Below are 17,375 nucleotides of genomic sequence, written 5' to 3' on the forward strand. Positions count from 1 at the left end.
GGTCAAGGCGCTGTTCTTGCCAAGAGATCAGCGTGCTGCCGGGCCCGGGGCCCGGCCTGCGCAGGATCAGAGAGCGGCGACTGCCGTGGAGATGGCCGACTTACGGTTCGCGGCCTGGTTCTTGTGGATGACGCCCTTGCTCACGGCCTTGTCGAGGCTGCGGTTAGCGGCAACGGCCAGCTCGGCGGCCTTCGTGGCGTCACCGGCGGCAACAGCCTCACGGACGGCGCGGACGTTGGTGCGCAGGTTGGACTTCACGGCCTTGTTACGCTGGCGCGCGATCTCGTTGGTCTTGATGCGCTTCTTCTGGGACTTGATGTTCGCCACTGGGCAAGCCTCTTCACGGTAAGTTGGTGTACTCGGTCTGTTGCGTTTGCACGCGACGATCAAGCTTACCTTGTCCGGCCGAGAGCCGCCAAATCCGCCCCGCAGCGTCGCCATCTGGCCGCGGATCGGGGCCTCACGTAGGGTCCCACCCGGCCAGATTCCGGGGGCGGCGCGTTCCGTGAGAGACTTACCTGTCCCACATCCACTGACGAGGAACTGCATGTCCGCACCGCGCCCCGGCAAGACCGATCCGGCGATCATCCGCAACTTCTGCATCATCGCCCACATCGACCACGGCAAGTCCACGCTTGCCGACCGGATGCTGCAGCTGACCGAGGTCGTCGACGCACGCCAGATGCGCGCGCAGTACCTCGACCGGATGGACATCGAGCGCGAGCGCGGCATCACGATCAAGTCGCAGGCCGTGCGCATGCCGTGGGTCAAGGACGACCGGACCTATGTCCTCAACATGATCGACACCCCCGGGCACGTCGACTTCACCTACGAGGTCTCCCGCTCCCTGCAGGCGTGCGAGGGTGCGATCCTGCTGGTGGATGCCGCGCAAGGCATCGAGGCGCAGACGCTCGCGAACCTGTACCTCGCCATCGACGCAGACCTCACGATCATCCCGGTGCTGAACAAGATCGACCTGCCGAGCGCCAACCCCGAGAAGTACGCGGCCGAGATCGCAGGCATCATCGGCTGCGATCCCGACGATGTCCTCAAGGTCAGTGGCAAGACGGGCGCGGGCGTCGCCGAGCTCCTCGACCGCGTGGTCGAGCTGATCCCCGCCCCGCAGGGGGACCCGGCGGCCCCGGCCAGGGCTCTGATCTTCGACTCCGTCTACGACACCTACCGCGGCGTGGTGACCTACGTCCGTGTCGTCGACGGCGAGCTCGGTCACCGCGAGCGGATCCGCATGATGTCGACCAGGAGCAGCCACGAACTGCTCGAGGTGGGCGTCATCTCGCCGGAGCCCGTCAAGGCCGAGGCGATCGGCGTCGGCGAGGTGGGCTACCTCATCACAGGCGTCAAGGACGTCCGCCAGTCGCGGGTCGGCGACACCGTCACGCTCGAGTCGCGGCCGGCCGAGACCGACCTCGGCGGCTACAAGAACCCCAACCCGATGGTCTACGCCGGCCTCTATCCGATCGACGGCGACGACTTCGGCCTGCTCCGCGAGGCCCTCGAGAAGCTCCAGCTCAACGACGCTGCGCTCACCTACGAGCCAGAGACCTCCGGCGCGCTGGGCTTCGGCTTCCGCATCGGGTTCCTCGGTCTCCTGCACATGGAGATCGTCCGTGAGCGCCTCGAGCGCGAGTTCAATCTCGACCTCATCTCCACGGCCCCCAACGTCGTCTACCGCGTCGTGATGGAGGACGGCACCGAGCACGTCGTCACCAACCCGTCGGAGTACCCCGAGGGCAAGATCGCCGAGGTGCACGAGCCGGTCGTGCGGGGCACGATCCTTGCGCCGTCGGAGTACATCGGGACCATCCTCGAACTGTGCCAGACGCGCCGCGGCGTCCAGCGGGGCCTCGACTACCTCAGCGAGGACCGCGTCGAGATCCGCTACACGCTCCCGCTCGCCGAGATCGTGTTCGACTTCTTCGACGCGCTGAAGTCCCGGACCAAGGGCTACGCGTCGCTCGACTACGAACCCGACGGTGAGCAGGAGGCCGACCTGGTCAAGGTCGACATCCTGCTGCACGGCGACCCCGTCGACGCCTTCTCCGCGATCGTCCACCGAGACAAGGCATACTCCTACGGTCTGCAGATGGCATCGAAGCTCAAGGAGCTCATTCCGCGTCAGCAGTTCGAGGTACCCATCCAGGCCGCCATCGGCTCGCGCGTCATCGCCCGCGAGACCATCCGCGCCATCCGCAAGGACGTGCTCGCCAAGTGCTACGGCGGCGACATCTCGCGTAAGCGCAAGCTGCTGGAGAAGCAGAAGGAGGGCAAGAAGCGGATGAAGATGGTCGGCCGGGTCGAGGTGCCCCAGGAGGCCTTCGTCGCGGCCCTGTCGACCTCCGAGGTCAAGAAGGGAAGCTGAGCCACCCGATGGCCCAACTGCCCGACGGTGACGAGGCGCCCCGCGACGGGGCGCTGCCCGCGTCATCACTCGATGCGAGGCGCCCGCTGTCGCTGTACATCCATGTGCCCTTCTGCCGGGTACGCTGCGGCTACTGCGACTTCAACACGTACACGCCGGCCGAGCTGGGCGACCTGTCGCCCGACACCTACCTCGGAGCGGCCATGCGCGAACTCGACCTTGCCCGCCGGATCCTCGGGCCCCGCAGGATCGACACGGTGTTCTTCGGAGGCGGGACCCCGACCATGCTGCCGGCCGAGGCACTGACTGGTCTGCTCCGGAGGGCCGGAGAGCTGTTCGAGGTCTCTCACGACGCGGAGACCACCACCGAGGCCAACCCGGAGACGGTTACTCCGCAGTACTTCGATGATCTTAGAAGTGGGGGTTTCACGCGCATCTCACTGGGCCTGCAGTCGGTCGTCCCGCACGTGCTGCAGGTGCTCGAGCGAGTCCACACGCCGCGTCGAGGGCTGGATGCGGCACGCTGGGCCAGTGAGGCCGGTTTCGAGCATGTGAGCCTCGACCTCATCTACGGCACGCCGGGGGAGAGCCGGGACGACTGGGCCGCCAGCCTCGAGGCGGTATCGTCGGCCCCGGTCGACCATGTGAGCGCGTACTCGCTGATCGTCGAGGACGGCACCCGTCTGGCGGCGCAGGTGCGCCGTGGCGAGATCGGGATGCCCGACGACGACGACCTGGCCGACAAGTACGTGATGGCCGACGAGGCGCTGACCGCCCTCGGGCTGGCCAACTACGAGGTGTCGAACTGGGCGCGCCCCGGGGGCGCCTGCCGGCACAACGTCGCCTACTGGCAGGGCGCGGACTGGTGGGGGATCGGGCCCGGTGCCCACTCGCACATCGGCGGCGTCCGGTTCTGGAACCGCAAGCACCCCCGCAGCTACGCGGCGGCCCTCGCCGCGGGAGACTCTCCGGCGCTGGCCCGCGAGGTGCTGGACCACGAGCAGCGCCGCGTCGAGCGGGTGCTCCTCGAACTGCGCGTCGACTCCGGCCTGCCGCTCGACGTCCTGACCGCCACTGAGCTTGCCCGCGTAGCCGAGCCGGTCGCGCGCGGACTTGCCGTCGTCGACGGTGACCGTCTGAGACTCACGCGCGCGGGTCGGCTGCTTGCCGACGGGGTGACGCGCGATCTTCTGGACTGACCTCGGTGCGATCGGTCGCGGTCAACTGGTGCCCACGCTGGTGAGAGCGCTCCCATGGCTCTAGGCTGGGACCCACACGCAAGGAGGCGAGCATGAGATTCCCCGCAGACTTCACCTGGGGCGCGGCCACTGCGGCGTTCCAGATCGAGGGCGCCGCTCAGGAGGACGGTCGCACCGACTCCATCTGGGACGCATACTGCCGCGCGCCGGGGGCCGTCGTCGACGGCGACACCGGCGACGTGGCCTGCGACCACTACCACCGGATGCCCGACGACGTCGCGCTGCTCGCGGACCTCGGGTTCAGGGCCTACCGTTTCTCGACCTCCTGGGCGCGGGTGTGCCCAGACGGCGCGCTGCCGAACGCCGCGGGCCTGGACTTCTATTCGAGGCTGGTCGACGAGCTGCTAGCCGCGCGGATCGAGCCGTGGCTCACGCTGTATCACTGGGACCTCCCGCAGGCCCTGCAGGAGGAGGGCGGATGGACGAATCGCGCCACGGCCGAGCGCTTCGCCGACTACGCAGAGGCCACGTACCGCGCCCTCGGTGGGCGCGTCAGGAACTGGACAACTCTGAACGAGCCGTGGTGCTCGACCTTCCTGTCCTATGCCGGCGGTGAGCACGCGCCGGGGCACACGGACCCGCGCGAGGCGGCTGCGGCCGTGCACGTGATCCTGCTCGCGCACGGCCTCGCCTGCCAGCGGCTGCGAGCCGTCGCCGACGAGATGGGCTGGGAGCTGAACCTCGGCATCACGCTCAACTTCTCGGCCCCGATCCCCGCCGACCCCGACGACGACGGTTGTCTTGAGGCCGCCCGCCGCATCGACGGCGCGACCGCGCGGGTGTTCCTCGACCCGCTCTTCAAGGGTTGCTATCCAGACGACGTGCTCGACGATATGGCCGAGGCCGGCCTGGGGGAGAACATCCAGGAGGGCGACCTCGAGATCATCGGCGAGCGGCTCGACTTCCTCGGCGTGAACTTCTACAACGCCGTCGCCGTCGCACCGCCGGCCGACGGGGGCCCCTGGGGTGGTTCGCACCCTGACGACGGGCTCACCTACACCGGGCCCGGCGGCCGGCCGCGGCGCAGCCCCTGGGTGGGTAGCGAGCGGGTGCAGGTCGTCGACCGTGGTCTGCCGAAGACGGCGATGGGTTGGGAGGTGCACGGCCCCGACATCGGGCGGCTGCTCGTGGACCTCCACGAGGGGTGGACCGGCGAGGTCGGTATCCCGCTGTATGTCACGGAGAACGGTGCCGCCTACGACGACCAGCCTGACGCCGACGGTTTCGTGGACGACTCTTCCGACCGCGGCGCGTACTACCGCCAGCACCTCGCAGGCGTCGCAGACGCCATCGAGCGGGGCGCCGACGTGCGCGGCTATTTCGCCTGGTCGCTGATGGACAACTTCGAGTGGGCCTTCGGATACTCGCGTCGGTTCGGGATCGTCCGCGTGGACTACGAGACGCAACGTCGCACGCCCAAGTGGTCCGCCCGATGGTTCGGCCGCGTCATCGAGGCAGGCGAGCTGGTCGACTGACCACCCCGGTCGGGCCCCTCCGAAAATCGGTCAGTGCCCGGTTCTCCCCGGTCATCCAGGGACAACCGGGCACTGATCGATTTTCGCGTCCCGGGCCCGAGAGGCGGGCGAGGAGGCAATGAGCGAAAGTCGTGTCCGGACCGGGGAGAATCGACCACTGCCCGATTTCTGGGATGGGGTGGGCGAGTCTGTGCTACTGTATTAACTACCTAATACAGAGATACAGAAGGCACAGCGAGGAGGTGTTCCGTGGAGTTCGACCCCAGCGTCCCGATCTGGCTCCAGCTCACGGGCGAGTTCACGCGTCGCGTCGTGACCGGCAGCTGGCTGCCCGGCGAGAAGATCCCAGCGGTGCGCGAGTTGGCGGTCGACCTGAAGGTCAACCCCAACACCGTGCAGCGCGCCCTGGCTGAGCTCGAGCGCAGCGGGCTCACCCGCACCGAGCGTACGGCAGGCCGGTTCGTGACCGACGACCTGGCGGCCATCGACGCGGCCCGTCGCGGGCTCGCCGCCGAGGCCGCCATCGACTACGCGCGCAGGGCCGACGGGCTGGGCATGGGCCTGGCCGCCGCGCGCGAACTGCTCAGCCAGGAGTGGCCTGGCGCTACCCAGGAAGGAGACGCCAGGTGAACGCCATCGACATCACCGGCTGCACCAAGAAGTACGGCAGCCTCCCGGCCCTGAACGGGCTCAGCCTCTCGCTGCCACCCGGTCAGATCGTCGGGCTGCTCGGCGAGAACGGTTGCGGGAAGACCACGCTGCTCAAGATCCTGGCCGGCGCTCTGACGCAGTACGACGGCGAGGTCATGATCCACGGGCAGCGACCCGGACCCGAGACGAAGGCCATGGTCTCGTTTCTCCCCGACGCCAGCTTCCTGGCGGGCGGCGTGACCATCGAGGAGGCCGTCGCGTACTTCCGCGACTTCTTCTTCGACTTCAACGAGCCCAAGTGCCGGGACCTGCTCGGCATCTTCGGCCTCGACGCGGGCCGGAAGCTCAACACCCTGAGCAAGGGGATGCGCGAGAAGGTGCAGCTCTCGCTGGCGATGAGCCGCGAGGCGAAGGTGTTCCTGCTCGACGAGCCCATCTCCGGCGTCGACCCGGCGGCCCGCGAGGTGATCCTCTCGGCCATCGTGCGCGACCTCAACCCAGAGGCCCTCGTCCTGATCTCGACCCACCTGATCCACGACCTCGAGCCCGTCCTCGACGGTGTCGCGATGATGCGCTACGGCCAGGTCCTGATGGCCGACAGCGTCGACCATCTCCGCGAGGTCCACCACAAGTCCGTCGATGAACTGTTCAGGGAGGTCTACCGATGATCAAGATGCTCTTCAAGCACGAGTTCCTTCGCACCTGGAAGCTCGCCCTCGTCGTGCTCGGCGGCGGCGCCGTCGTCTCGGCGCTCGGGGCACTCGGCGCGCTGTGGTTCCCCGGCCCCGTCGGCGCGCTGACCGGTGTCCTCGGAATCCTGGTCGCGGGCGTCCTGCCGTTCGCCGTCACGCTCGGCCTCGGCATCGACTTCTACCGCTCGACGTACGCGAAGACCGGATACCTGACCGCGGCGCTGCCCGTGAAGGGGTCGACGATCTACGGGGTGAAGCTCGCCTACGCCTACCTGGTCACCCTTCTGAGCCTCCTGGTGGCCGTGCCTCTCGCCGCGTTCGCCATCGCCGCGCTGCTCGGCGTCTCCGGTGAGATGACGTTCGCCGAGGCGTGGGCCAGCATCGGTGAGGTGGGCGGCGCGTTCGGCGGACTGCCGTTCTGGCTGCAGGCCTCCATCGTGGTGCTCGTGCTGCTGTACCCGCTCAGCAGCCTCGCCCAGTACTGGTTCGCGGTCACGGTCGGCAGCGAGTCCTGGATCAACCGGCTGGGTCTCGGCGGCGTCGTGCTCACCTGGTTCGGCTACTACGTGGCGGCGCAGCTGGTTGCGGTCGTCGCCATCTTCATCCCGCCGTACCTCGACATCACCGACCCGTCCGACGTGCACGTGTTCACCAACCCGATGCAGCTGTTCTCCGAGTACAGCGAGGGCGGCCTGCCGGTCATGGCCATCGTGGTGGGTTTCGTGCTGGCGATCGCGGCGATCTGGTGGGGGAAGGTGTCGTACGACCGGAGGCTGGAGCTTCGCTGATACGGTCCTTGACCGTGGATCGATACGCGAAGGACGTGCTGAGCGCAGGCTGGCAGAAGTCCCACCTCAGGCAGTCCCGCGACGTGGCCGTCGAACTCGACCTGGTGGTCGAGTTCGACGACTTCTGCGGGGCGGTCGTCGGCTGGGAGAACGGCATCGTCCTGCTGGAGGACCGTCGGGGGAAGCGTCGTGGCGCGCCCTTCGGACCTGGCTTCCTGCTCGAGGGCCAGCCCGTCGCCCTCCGGGCCCCGCTGCGAGAGTCGGCGAAGAAGCCGGCCTACACCGCCTCCGGGTCCCGCGCCTCTGCCGAGCCGCAGAAGGCGAGGGTCGCCCTCCCCAGCCGGATCTACGTCGAGGGACGCCATGACGCGGAGCTCATCGAGAAGGTCTGGGGCGACGACCTGCGCCACGTCGGCGTTGTCGTCGAGTTCCTGGGCGGCATCGACGATCTCCCCGCCATCGTCGCGGAGTTCGCGCCAGAGCCCGGGCGCAGGCTCGGCGTGCTGGTGGACCACCTCGTCCCCGGCTCCAAGGAGTCGCGGATCGCGAAGCAGGTGTATCAGGCCGGCCACCGCGACACCGTGCTGATCGAGGGGCACGAGTTCATCGACATCTGGCAGGCCGTCCGGCCGCAGCGCATCGGCCGCAAGGCCTGGCCCGAGGTCCCGCGCGACGTCGACTTCAAGCTCGGCACGCTCGCGGCCCTCGGGCTGCCGCACGCCGACCAGGCGGACATCGCCCGCGGCTGGCAGGCCATCCTGGCGCGCGTCGGCAGCTGGCGAGACCTCGAGCCGCAGCTCAACACGCGGGTCGAGAGGCTCATCGACTTCGTGACTCAGGACCACCTCGAGTGACGTGACCGTTCTCACAGCCGCGGGACAGGACCGCTAAAGTGCGTGGGTATGGACACCGAAGCCATCCTGGGGCTGCTCAAGGAGACCGCCGCGGAGGTGATCACGCCGCGGTTCCACCAGCTCGCGGCCGATGAGATCGTCGAGAAGCGCCCCGGCGACCTCGTGACGATCGCCGACCGTGAGGCGGAGCAGCGCATCGGCGCGCGCCTGGCAGACGCGTTCCCCTCGGCCGTCATCGTGGGCGAGGAGGCCGTCTTCTCCGACCCCGGGCTGCTGAGCGCTCTGGCCGGCGCCGACCACGCCTTCGTCATCGACCCGATCGACGGGACCAGGAACTTCGTGCGCGGCCGCGACGAGCACGGGGTCATGGTCGCGGAGACCCGTGGGGGCATCACGACCCGCGGCTGGATCTGGCAGCCGATGACCGGCCGAGCCTACGTCGTCGAGCGTGGCTCGGGGGTCAGGCTCAACGACGGGGCGGTCACCCGGGCGCAGCACGACAGGGCGCCGCTGGGGGCGTCATCGAAGAAGAGGCTCGTCGGCTACGACGCAGACGGCCACCTCAGCCCCGCTGTGCTAAGCCACTTCTGCTGCGCGTTCGACTACCCGGCCGTGCTCCACGGCGACATCGACTTCATGGCCTACACGTCCATGCACCCGTGGGACCACCTCGCCGGATCGCTCATGATCACCGAACACGGGGGAGTCAGCCGCACGGTCGAAGGGCTGGCCTACACGCCCACCTCGAGAGGGAAGGGCCTCATCATCGCAGGAGACACCGTGAGCTGGATGGCAGCGCAGCAGTACTGGCCGGTGGCGTGATGGCGCGCAAGGCACAACCCCGCCCCTCCATCCGCGACGTCGCGGCCCTGGCCGGCGTCTCTTACCAGACGGTTTCGAGGGTCATCAACGAGCCGCAGCGGGTCCGCCCCGCCACCGCGCAGCGCGTCAACGAGGCCATCGCCGAACTCGGCTACCGGCCGAGCAAGGCCGCGCGCTCCCTGGTGACGCGCGACTCCATGACCATCGGGGTCGTCGCCTACCACGGCGAGCTCTACGGCCCGCACCAGATGACGCTGGCGATCGACGAGGGCGCCAGGGCCCGCGGCTACGCCACCGCGACGGTCACGGTGCGCGACGACTCCGACGAGTCGCTCGCGGAGGCGCGCGAGCACCTCCTCGGCCTCGGCGTCGACGGGGTCGTGATCATCGCCTGGACGAGCGCCATGCTCGAGCTGGCCCGCACCTTCGCCGCGGAGCTCCCCACGTGCGTCATCGCCGAAGGACAGGTTCCGCCCGGCATCGCCCGCGCGCACAGCGACCACTTCTCCGGCGCCCACCAGGCCACCAGCGCCCTGCGGGCGGCCGGCAGGCGCCGCATCGCGCACCTGAGCGGCCCCGTCGAATGGCTGGAGGCGCGCACCCGCATCGAGGGGTGGAAGGCCGCCGCCGGCGCCGCCTGTGGCCCCCTCGTCGAGGCCGGGTGGGGCGTGCGCGGCGGCTACCTCGGCGTGGACCGGATCCTTGAGGCCGACGACTCGGTCGACGCCATCTTCGCGTCCAACGACCAGGTCGCCGTCGGGGCGCTGCGCCGGCTGCAGGAGCTGGGTCTCGACGTGCCCGGTCGGGTGGCCCTCGTCGGCTACGACGACCTCGACATCGCGCCCTACCTGCGGGTGCCGCTGGCCTCCGTGCGCCAGCCATTCGCTGAGGTCGGCTCGGCGGCGGCCGAGCTGCTGTTCGAGGTGGTCGAGGGGGGCGAACCCGGTTCCCGCACGCTGCCCGCGCTGTACGTGCCCCGAGCGTCGGCGGGGATTCCCGCAGCCGGGTAGGTCCCCCTCCGTTGACCCCGGAATCGCGGCCGGGTAGCATGTTGTGTGAACGGTCACATGGCGGTGCCGTGCAGTCAGGCCGATGCCGCCACTGGCGCCTCAAACCCCGGAGGAGATGTATGACCATCCGCCTTGCCGACCTGCCGGCCGATGTGCAGGAGGAGGTCGCGGCGACGCGCACCATCGTCGCCGACCTGCACGCCGAACTGCCCCGCTGGGAACTCGTCGTCTGGACCGCAGGTAACGTCTCGCAGCGCATCCGTTGCGCGGACCGCATCGGGCAGGACCTGTTCGTCATCAAGCCCTCCGGAGTGTCCTACGACCAGCTCTCGCCCGAGGCGATGGTCGTGTGCACGCTCGACGGGAAGAAGATCGACGACGGCACGCCCGACAGGCTGCGGCCGTCCAGCGACACCGCCGCGCACGCCTACGTCTACGAGCACTTGGACCGCGTCGGCGGCGTCGTGCACACGCACTCCACCTACGCCACCGCCTGGGCGGCCCGCGGCGAGGAGGTGCCCTGCGTCCTGACGATGATGGCCGACGAGTTCGGCGGCCCCATCCCGATCGGCCCCTTCGCCCTGATCGGCGACGACTCGATCGGTCGCGGCATCGTCGAGACCCTGAAGGACTCCCGCAGCCGCGCTGTCCTCATGCAGAACCACGGCCCCTTCACCATCGGCACCGACGGCCGCGACGCCGTCAAGGCGGCCGTCATGGTCGAGGAGGTCGCCCGCACCGTGCACATCTCGCGCCAGCTCGGCGAACTCATCCCCATCGAGCAGTCAAAGATCGACTCGCTCTTCGACCGCTACCAGAACGTCTACGGACAGAAGTAGGAGAGACCATGGAAAACCCGTACGCAGGCCGGAAGGTCTGGTTCTTCACCGGCTCGCAGGACCTCTACGGCCCCGAGGTCCTCCAGCAGGTGGAGGAGCAGGCCAGGCAGGTCGTCGCCGACCTCAACGCCTCCGACGAGATCCCCTTCGAGATCGAGTGGCGCCCGACCCTCAAGGACCGCGTCGCGATCCAGCGCGCCATGGTCGAGGCCAACGCCGACGAGTCCGTCGTGGGCGTCATCTGCTGGATGCACACGTTCAGCCCCGCCAAGATGTGGATCCTGGGCCTCGACGCCCTGGCCAAGCCCATGCTGCACCTCCACACGCAGGCCAACGAGGCCCTGCCGTGGGACACCATCGACATGGACTTCATGAACCTGAACCAGGCCGCCCACGGCGACCGCGAGTTCGGCTACATCGTCAGCCGGCTGGGCAAGCAGCGCAAGATCGTCGTCGGGCACGCCAGCCACGCCGACGTGCAGCACAAGGTCGCCGTCTGGGCGCGCGCCGCCACCGGCTGGGCCGAGCTGCGCACCATGAAGCTCGCCCGCTTCGGCGACAACATGCGCAACGTCGCCGTCACCGAGGGCGACAAGACCGAGGCGGAGCACAAGCTCGGCGTCTCCATCAACACGTGGGGCGTCAACGAGGTCGTCGCCGCCGTCGAGGCCGTCTCCGACGCGGACGTCGATGCGCTGGTCGCCACCTATGAGGACCTCTACGACGTGGCCCCCGAGCTCCGCAAGGGCGGGGACCGTCACGAGTCGCTGCGCTACGGTGCGCGCCAGGAGATCGCGATGCGCGGCTTCCTCGAGTCGGTGGGAGCCAAGGGCTTCACCGATACCTTCGAGGACCTCGGCGGCCTGAGGCAGCTCCCCGGCCTGGCAGTGCAGCGCCTGATGGCCGACGGCTACGGCTTCGGCGCCGAGGGCGACTGGAAGACCGCTATCCTCGTGCGGCTGGCCAAGGTGATGGGCTACGGCCTGCCCGGCGGCGCCTCGCTGATGGAGGACTACACCTACGAGCTGACCCCCGGCAAGCAGAAGATCCTCGGCGCACACATGCTCGAGGTCTGCCCGTCGCTGACCACCTCGAAGCCGACGCTGGAGATCCATCCGCTCGGCATCGGCGACCGCGAGGACCCGGTTCGCCTGGTCTTCAACACGGACCCGGGCGAGGCCATCGTCGTGGCCATGTCCGACCTGCGCGACCGCTTCCGCCTGACCGCCAACGTGGTCGACGTCGTCGAGCCCGACCAGCCGCTGCCGAACCTGCCGGTCGCGCGCGCCGTCTGGGAGCCCCGCCCGAACCTGTCGACGTCCGCCGAGTGCTGGATCACCGCCGGCGCCGCGCACCACACCGTGATGTCGACCGCCGCGGGCCTCGAGCACTTCGAGGACTTCTCCGACATGGCCGACATCGAACTGGCGCTGATCGACGAGAACACCACCACCCGTGGGTTCGCCGCCGAGCTGCGCTACACCGCCGCGGTGCGCAAGTTCACCGACGGCCTGCGCTGACCTGACACCAGAGGGCGGCGCCTCCCATGGGGGGAGGCGCCGCCCTCTCCTCGTGTCCGGAGGTGTCAGAGGCCGAAGATCGGCAGCTGCTTCCTCGGCGTGATGCCCTTGGCGGCCAGCTCCGCGTAGGCCTTCGGCAGTGCGACGGCGAGCGTCTCGGCAGAGAACGGCCACTCGGTCGCGGCCGCCGCGTCCTCCAGCGCGGTGCCCTGCTGGATCAGCATCTCCGTCTGCCCGTAGAGCATCGAGATCTCGGCGCGGGCGATGAACGCGAAGTCACGGTCGACCACGTCGCCGTGGCCTGGGACGAACCGCGTGGTCGCGTTGGTGGCGCCCAGCACTCCGTCGAGGAACGTCGGCCAGTTGCTGAGGTTGCTGGTCTCGTCCACCTGGATGTCCGCGCCCTCCTCGAGCAGGTCCCCGGCGATCACCACGTTTTCGCCAGGAACGAACACCACGACGTCGCTGCGGGTGTGGGCCTCGCCGAAGTGGAGCGCCTCGACCCGCTGGTTGCCCAGGTCCAGCGAGACGGCCATCGAGAAGGTGCGGGTCACCGGCACCGCCGTCAGGTTCTCGTGGGCCAGCGACTCGACCTCTCCCATGCCCTTCAGGCCGCCGTAGTGGTCCTCGTGTGCGTGCGTGAGGATCACGTGCGTCACGGGCACACCCGCTCGCTCCTCGGCTGAGGCGAGCAGCTCCGCCCCTTGCGCGGGCGTGTTCCCGGCGTCGACGAGCAGGGCGGCGTCCTCGCCGATCACCAGCGTCGAGTTCACCCGGTGGGGCTCGAGGCGGGTCACGAGTACGCGGTTCGTCACGGGGGCCCAAGTCATCGACATGGGTCACATCATAATTCGGCGCTACACTGGCACTCGGCATCCGAGAGTGCCAGGAATCCACGGGAGGTGACATGCTGGACGACCGCAAACTCGAGGTCCTCAAGGCCATCGTTACCGACTACGTGGCCAGCCGCGAGCCCGTCGGCTCCAAGGCCCTTGTCGAGCGCCACCAGCTCGACGTGTCCGCCGCCACCGTGCGCAACGATATGGCCGCGCTGGAGGAGGAGGGCTACATCATGCAGCCCCACACCAGCGCCGGACGCATCCCCACGGACAAGGGCTACCGGCTGTTCGTCGACAAGCTGTCGAAGGTCAAGCCGCTGTCGACCGCGGAGCGCACGGCCATCACGACCTTCCTCGGCGGGACGGCCGACGTCGACGACCTCGTCAGCCGCACGGTCAGGCTGCTCGCCCAGCTGACCCGCCAGGTCGCCATCGTGCAGTACCCCATCGCGCAGCGCGACGTCATCCGGCACCTCGACCTCGTGACGCTGAGCCCCGAGCGGCTCCTGGTCATCGTCGTGCAGTCCAACGGGCGCGTCGACCAGACGACCCTCGAGGCCCCGGTGCTCGACGAGCCGCGCCTGCAGGCGCTGCGGGGCCGGATCGCCTCGGCGATCATCGGTCAGACGGCGGCCGACGCCGCCAGCGTGCTCGCCGGGTTCCTGGAGACCATCGCCCCGGAGGACCGGGCGCTGGCCGGCCCGGTCGTGGCCGCGGTCCTCGAGGCCATCGCGACGCAGCCCGCCTCGCAGGTTCTCGTCGCGGGCGTCCCGAACCTCGCTGGCACCGCGTTCGAGGCCAACATGCGGCCGCTGCTGGAGGCGCTCGAGGAGCAGGTCGTGCTGCTCCGGCTCCTGGGCGAGGCCGCGGGCGACGACGTCACCGTGCGCATCGGCCAGGAGAACCGGGCGCAGGGCTTCCACGCGACCAGCCTGGTGGCCGCTGGCTACGGCGCCCAGTACGGCGCCTCGCTGGGGGTCGTCGGACCCACCCGCATGGACTATCCCTCCACCATCGCCGCGGTCCGCGCCGTGGCACGCTACGTGAGCCGAATCCTCACCGAAGGCTGACGTCCCAACCGAGAAGAGACATGACCAAGGACTACTACGACATCCTCGGCGTCGAGCGCGACGCAACCCCTGAGGCCATCAAGAAGGCGTACCGTCGCCGCGCCATGAGGGTGCACCCCGACGTCGCGCCCGACGACGCCGACGCGGCCGAGAAGTTCAAGGAGCTCAGCGAGGCCTACGAGGTGCTGAGCGACTCGAACAAGCGCGCCGTGTTCGACCGCGGCGGAGACCCGATGTCCGGCGCCGGTTCCGCGGGCTTCAGCGGCTTCGGCGGCGGATTCTCCGGGGGCTTCGATTTCACCAACCTCGTCGACGCGATGTTCGGCCAGGCCGGCGGCCGCGGCCCGCGCTCGCGCGTGCGCCAGGGCCAGGACGCGCTGGTGCGCGTCACCCTGCAGCTGCACGAGGCCGTCTTCGGGGTGACCAAGCCCGTCAAGGTCGCCACCGCTGTCGTGTGCCCGAAGTGCTCCGGCAAGGGCGGCGAGCCCGGCTCCGAGCCCGTCACGTGCTCGACGTGTGACGGCGCCGGCGAGGTCACCGCGATCCAGCGCAGCTTCCTCGGCGACATCCGCACCACGCAGGCCTGCCCGACGTGCCGCGGCTACGGGACGATCATCCCGCAGCCCTGCTCGGAGTGCTCCGGCGAGGGCCGCGTCCGCACCACCCGGACGCTGCAGGTCAAGATCCCCGCGGGCGTCAGCACCGGCATCCGCATCCACCTGGAGGCGCAGGGCGAGGTCGGCCCCGGCGGCGGCCCCGCCGGCGACCTCTACGTCGAGCTGTCCGTCGCCGACCACGAGACGTTCCGCCGCGACGGCGACAACCTCGAGATGGTCGTGAAGCTGCCCATGACGGCCGCGGCGCTCGGCACCACCGTCGACGTCACGACGCTCGAGGCCGAGTGGGAGGGCTCCGACCCGGCCGACCGCAGCGTCGCCGTCGACATCCCGGCCGGCACGCAGTCCGGCACCCGCATCGCGCTGAAGGACCGCGGCGTGCCGAAGCTGCGCGGCGGCGGCCGCGGCGAGCTCGGCGTCACCGTGCTCGTGCAGACCCCGACGAAGCTGGACGATCACCAGCGGGACCTGCTGCGCCAGCTCGCCGAGTCGCGCCGCGAGGACCACCCGGAGGCGGAGACCGCGAAGCACGGCAAGGGCGTGCTCGGCAAGCTCTCCGAGTGGTTCACCTCGTGACCTTCCCGCTGTTCCTGGCCGACTTCGACGAGTCCGTCGCCGTCGGCTCGAGGATCGCCGTCGTAGGGGAGGAGGCGCACCACGGCATCGTGAAGCGCATCGCCCCCGGCGAGTCGGTCCTGCTCAGCAACGGCGCGGGACTCGGCCTGACCGGCACGGTGGTGGCCGTCGACAAGCGGGAGTTCGTCGTCGAGGTCACGGCCCTCGAGCACGCCGGCGACCGGGCCTTTAACTGGACGGTCGTGCAGGCGCTCGCCAAGGGCGACCGGTCCGACCTCGCCGTCCAGATGGCCACCGAGCTCGGGGCCTGCCGCATCCTCGCCTGGCAGGCGTCGCGCTCCATTGTGCGCTGGTCCGGGGACAGGGGTGACAAGTCGCTCGCCAGGTGGCAGGCCACGGCCCGGGAGTCGGCCAAGCAGGCGCGTCGCATGGTCGTCCCCGTCGTCGAGGCCGCCTCGACGGCAGACGTCGTGGCCGCCATCGGCTCCGTGGACGTCGCGCTCGTGCTGCACGAGGACGCGGAGCTGCACATCGCCGACGTCGTGCTGCCCGACCGGGGGGCCGGGCTGGTCATCGTCGGCCCCGAGGGCGGCATCTCGGCCGACGAGCTCGACCGCTTCGTCGCCGCCGGGGCCATGCCGGTGCTGATCAGCGACGGCGTCCTGCGCACCTCCACCGCCGCGGCCGTCGCGCTCGGCCAGCTCGACGTCCTGGCCCGCCGATGAGCGGCTTCTCCTTCGACGTCGCGCACCGGCTCGACGGCGCGCCCGGCCGCGCCGGTGTGATCCACACGCCGCACGGCGACATCGAGACGCCAGCCTTCGTGGTCGTCGGCACCAAGGCGACAGTCAAGGCCGTGCTGCCGGAGAGCGTCGCCGAGCTCGGCGCCCAGGCCGTGCTCGCCAACGCCTACCACCTGTATCTGAGGCCCGGCTCCGACCTCATCGACGAGGCCGGCGGCCTCGGACGGTTCATGAACTGGCCCGGCCCCACCTTCACCGACTCCGGCGGCTTCCAGGTGATGAGCCTCGGCGCCGGGTTCCGCAAGGTGCTCGCGATGGACACCAAGGGGCTCGCGAACGACGACGTCATCGCCGAGGGCAAGACCCGCCGCGCGCACGTCGACGAGGACGGCGTCACGTTCGTCTCGCACCTCGACGGTACGAAGCACCGGTTCACGCCCGAGGTCTCGATGCGGATCCAGCACGAGCTCGGCGCCGACATCATGTTCGCGTTCGACGAGCTGACCACGCTCATGAACACCCGCGCCTACCAGGAGGACTCCGTCGAGCGGACCCACCGGTGGGCCGTGCGCTGCCTCGCGGAGCACGCGAAGCTGACCCGGGAGCGCGCCGACAAGCCGTACCAGGCGCTGTTCGGCGTCATCCAGGGCGCCCAGTACGAGGACCTGCGCCGCCGGGCGGCCGCCGGGCTCGCCGCCCTTGAGATCGACGGGGCGAGCTTCGACGGCTTCGGGCTGGGCGGGGCGCTGGAGAAGGAGAACCTCGGGGAGATCATCGGCTGGATGGTCGACGAGCTGCCCGAGGACAAGCCCCGCCACCTGCTCGGCATCTCTGAGCCGGACGACTTCTTCGCGGCCGTCGAGATGGGCGCCGACACGTTCGACTGCGTCAACCCGTCGCGCGTCGCGCGCAACGCGGCCATTTACACGGCCGACGGGCGCTACAACGTCAACACCGCCAGGCACCGCCGCTCGTTCATCCCGCTGGAGGAGGGCTGCGACTGCTACACCTGCGCGCACTACACGCGGGCCTACCTGCACCACCTCTTCAAGGCCAAGGAGATGCTGGCCTCGACGCTGGCGACGATCCACAACGAGCGCTTCACGGTCCGCCTGGTCGACAACATCCGGGAGGCGCTGAAGGCCGGCGAGTTCCACGCCTACCGCGACGAGTTCCTCGGCCGGTTCTACGGGGACTCCTCGCCCGTCGCCTGACCGGCCGGGGGCGGCCCCGCGGTAGC

General features: G+C 69.7%; 17 protein-coding genes. 15 read left to right on the forward strand and 2 right to left on the reverse strand.

The features are described from left to right. Positions 1 to 66 precede the first annotated feature (66 nt). Complete coding sequence (gene rpsT, locus QH948_RS05615; protein WP_219080165.1) at positions 67 to 327, reverse strand: 30S ribosomal protein S20; 261 nt, start codon at positions 325 to 327, stop codon at positions 67 to 69. Positions 328 to 547: 220 nt separating this feature from the next. Between rpsT and lepA the strand changes: the two genes are divergently transcribed. From lepA to araA, 11 genes are all read left to right on the forward strand, one after another. After that, positions 548 to 2,380, forward strand: a complete 1,833-nt coding sequence (gene lepA / locus QH948_RS05620; protein ID WP_281145873.1) for a translation elongation factor 4 — start codon at positions 548 to 550, stop codon at positions 2,378 to 2,380. Positions 2,381 to 2,388: 8 nt separating this feature from the next. Next, positions 2,389 to 3,579: a radical SAM family heme chaperone HemW gene (hemW, locus tag QH948_RS05625; RefSeq protein ID WP_281145874.1), complete on the forward strand. Its 1,191-nt coding sequence runs from the start codon at positions 2,389 to 2,391 to the stop codon at positions 3,577 to 3,579. A gap of 92 nt (positions 3,580 to 3,671) precedes the next feature. Beyond that, positions 3,672 to 5,114, forward strand: coding sequence for a glycoside hydrolase family 1 protein (locus QH948_RS05630; RefSeq protein ID WP_281145875.1), 1,443 nt, complete (start codon positions 3,672 to 3,674; stop codon positions 5,112 to 5,114). A gap of 249 nt (positions 5,115 to 5,363) precedes the next feature. Next, the gene (locus QH948_RS05635) at positions 5,364 to 5,744 is read left to right on the forward strand and encodes a GntR family transcriptional regulator (RefSeq protein ID WP_281145876.1); all 381 of its coding nucleotides are present in this window, start codon (positions 5,364 to 5,366) and stop codon (positions 5,742 to 5,744) included. After that, positions 5,741 to 6,433, forward strand: a complete 693-nt coding sequence (locus QH948_RS05640; protein WP_281145877.1) for an ABC transporter ATP-binding protein — start codon at positions 5,741 to 5,743, stop codon at positions 6,431 to 6,433. The genes QH948_RS05635 and QH948_RS05640 overlap by 4 nt, the downstream gene beginning before the upstream one ends. Then, positions 6,430 to 7,245: a hypothetical protein gene (locus QH948_RS05645; protein WP_281145878.1), complete on the forward strand. Its 816-nt coding sequence runs from the start codon at positions 6,430 to 6,432 to the stop codon at positions 7,243 to 7,245. The genes QH948_RS05640 and QH948_RS05645 overlap by 4 nt, the downstream gene beginning before the upstream one ends. A 14-nt stretch (positions 7,246 to 7,259) precedes the next feature. Next, positions 7,260 to 8,099, forward strand: a complete 840-nt coding sequence (locus QH948_RS05650) for a DUF3097 domain-containing protein (RefSeq protein ID WP_281145879.1) — start codon at positions 7,260 to 7,262, stop codon at positions 8,097 to 8,099. Positions 8,100 to 8,147: 48 nt separating this feature from the next. Next, positions 8,148 to 8,921: an inositol monophosphatase family protein gene (locus QH948_RS05655; protein WP_281145880.1), complete on the forward strand. Its 774-nt coding sequence runs from the start codon at positions 8,148 to 8,150 to the stop codon at positions 8,919 to 8,921. Beyond that, entirely contained in the window at positions 8,921 to 9,931 is a 1,011-nt protein-coding gene (locus QH948_RS05660; protein ID WP_281145881.1) for a LacI family DNA-binding transcriptional regulator, read from the forward strand. Before QH948_RS05655 ends, QH948_RS05660 begins: the two co-directional genes overlap by 1 nt. Before the next feature lie 119 nt (positions 9,932 to 10,050). Next, positions 10,051 to 10,770 carry an L-ribulose-5-phosphate 4-epimerase gene (locus QH948_RS05665; RefSeq protein ID WP_281145882.1) on the forward strand — a complete coding sequence of 240 codons (720 nt, stop codon included), beginning with the start codon at positions 10,051 to 10,053 and terminating at the stop codon, positions 10,768 to 10,770. Between the two features lie 8 nt (positions 10,771 to 10,778). Further along, on the forward strand, positions 10,779 to 12,290 hold the full coding sequence (araA, locus tag QH948_RS05670) for an L-arabinose isomerase (protein WP_281145883.1): 1,512 nt from the start codon (positions 10,779 to 10,781) through the stop codon (positions 12,288 to 12,290). A 65-nt stretch (positions 12,291 to 12,355) separates the two neighbouring features. On the opposite strand, the gene QH948_RS05675 is transcribed toward araA, so the two are convergent. Further along, on the reverse strand, positions 12,356 to 13,126 hold the full coding sequence (locus tag QH948_RS05675; protein ID WP_281145884.1) for an MBL fold metallo-hydrolase: 771 nt from the start codon (positions 13,124 to 13,126) through the stop codon (positions 12,356 to 12,358). A gap of 71 nt (positions 13,127 to 13,197) precedes the next feature. Between QH948_RS05675 and hrcA the strand changes: the two genes are divergently transcribed. The 4 genes from hrcA to tgt are packed head-to-tail and all read left to right on the forward strand — an operon-like array spanning position 13,198 to position 17,349. Beyond that, positions 13,198 to 14,199, forward strand: a complete 1,002-nt coding sequence (gene hrcA / locus QH948_RS05680; protein WP_281145885.1) for a heat-inducible transcriptional repressor HrcA — start codon at positions 13,198 to 13,200, stop codon at positions 14,197 to 14,199. Between the two features lie 20 nt (positions 14,200 to 14,219). Beyond that, complete coding sequence (dnaJ, locus tag QH948_RS05685) at positions 14,220 to 15,392, forward strand: molecular chaperone DnaJ (RefSeq protein ID WP_281145886.1); 1,173 nt, start codon at positions 14,220 to 14,222, stop codon at positions 15,390 to 15,392. After that, positions 15,389 to 16,117 carry a 16S rRNA (uracil(1498)-N(3))-methyltransferase gene (locus QH948_RS05690; protein WP_281145887.1) on the forward strand — a complete coding sequence of 243 codons (729 nt, stop codon included), beginning with the start codon at positions 15,389 to 15,391 and terminating at the stop codon, positions 16,115 to 16,117. The genes dnaJ and QH948_RS05690 overlap by 4 nt, the downstream gene beginning before the upstream one ends. After that, positions 16,114 to 17,349, forward strand: a complete 1,236-nt coding sequence (gene tgt, locus QH948_RS05695; protein ID WP_281145888.1) for a tRNA guanosine(34) transglycosylase Tgt — start codon at positions 16,114 to 16,116, stop codon at positions 17,347 to 17,349. The genes QH948_RS05690 and tgt overlap by 4 nt, the downstream gene beginning before the upstream one ends. Positions 17,350 to 17,375: the final 26 nt, after the last annotated feature.

Origin of the sequence: Tessaracoccus lacteus (assembly GCF_029917005.1) — a bacterium.
GTDB lineage: Bacteria > Actinomycetota > Actinomycetes > Propionibacteriales > Propionibacteriaceae > Arachnia > Arachnia lactea.

What these genes read in the sequence shown, in the direction of transcription:
- QH948_RS05655 (WP_281145880.1), top strand. Translation starts at nt 8,148, where the DNA reads ATGGACACCGAAGCCATCCTGGGGCTGCTCAAGGAGACCGCCGCGGAG.
- tgt (WP_281145888.1), top strand. Translation starts at nt 16,114, where the DNA reads ATGAGCGGCTTCTCCTTCGACGTCGCGCACCGGCTCGACGGCGCGCCC.
- QH948_RS05660 (WP_281145881.1), top strand. Translation starts at nt 8,921, where the DNA reads ATGGCGCGCAAGGCACAACCCCGCCCCTCCATCCGCGACGTCGCGGCC.
- araA (WP_281145883.1), top strand. Translation starts at nt 10,779, where the DNA reads ATGGAAAACCCGTACGCAGGCCGGAAGGTCTGGTTCTTCACCGGCTCG.
- hemW (WP_281145874.1), top strand. Translation starts at nt 2,389, where the DNA reads ATGGCCCAACTGCCCGACGGTGACGAGGCGCCCCGCGACGGGGCGCTG.
- dnaJ (WP_281145886.1), top strand. Translation starts at nt 14,220, where the DNA reads ATGACCAAGGACTACTACGACATCCTCGGCGTCGAGCGCGACGCAACC.
- QH948_RS05675 (WP_281145884.1), bottom strand. Translation starts at nt 13,126, where the DNA reads ATGTCGATGACTTGGGCCCCCGTGACGAACCGCGTACTCGTGACCCGC.
- QH948_RS05665 (WP_281145882.1), top strand. Translation starts at nt 10,051, where the DNA reads ATGACCATCCGCCTTGCCGACCTGCCGGCCGATGTGCAGGAGGAGGTC.
- hrcA (WP_281145885.1), top strand. Translation starts at nt 13,198, where the DNA reads ATGCTGGACGACCGCAAACTCGAGGTCCTCAAGGCCATCGTTACCGAC.
- lepA (WP_281145873.1), top strand. Translation starts at nt 548, where the DNA reads ATGTCCGCACCGCGCCCCGGCAAGACCGATCCGGCGATCATCCGCAAC.
- QH948_RS05630 (WP_281145875.1), top strand. Translation starts at nt 3,672, where the DNA reads ATGAGATTCCCCGCAGACTTCACCTGGGGCGCGGCCACTGCGGCGTTC.
- QH948_RS05645 (WP_281145878.1), top strand. Translation starts at nt 6,430, where the DNA reads ATGATCAAGATGCTCTTCAAGCACGAGTTCCTTCGCACCTGGAAGCTC.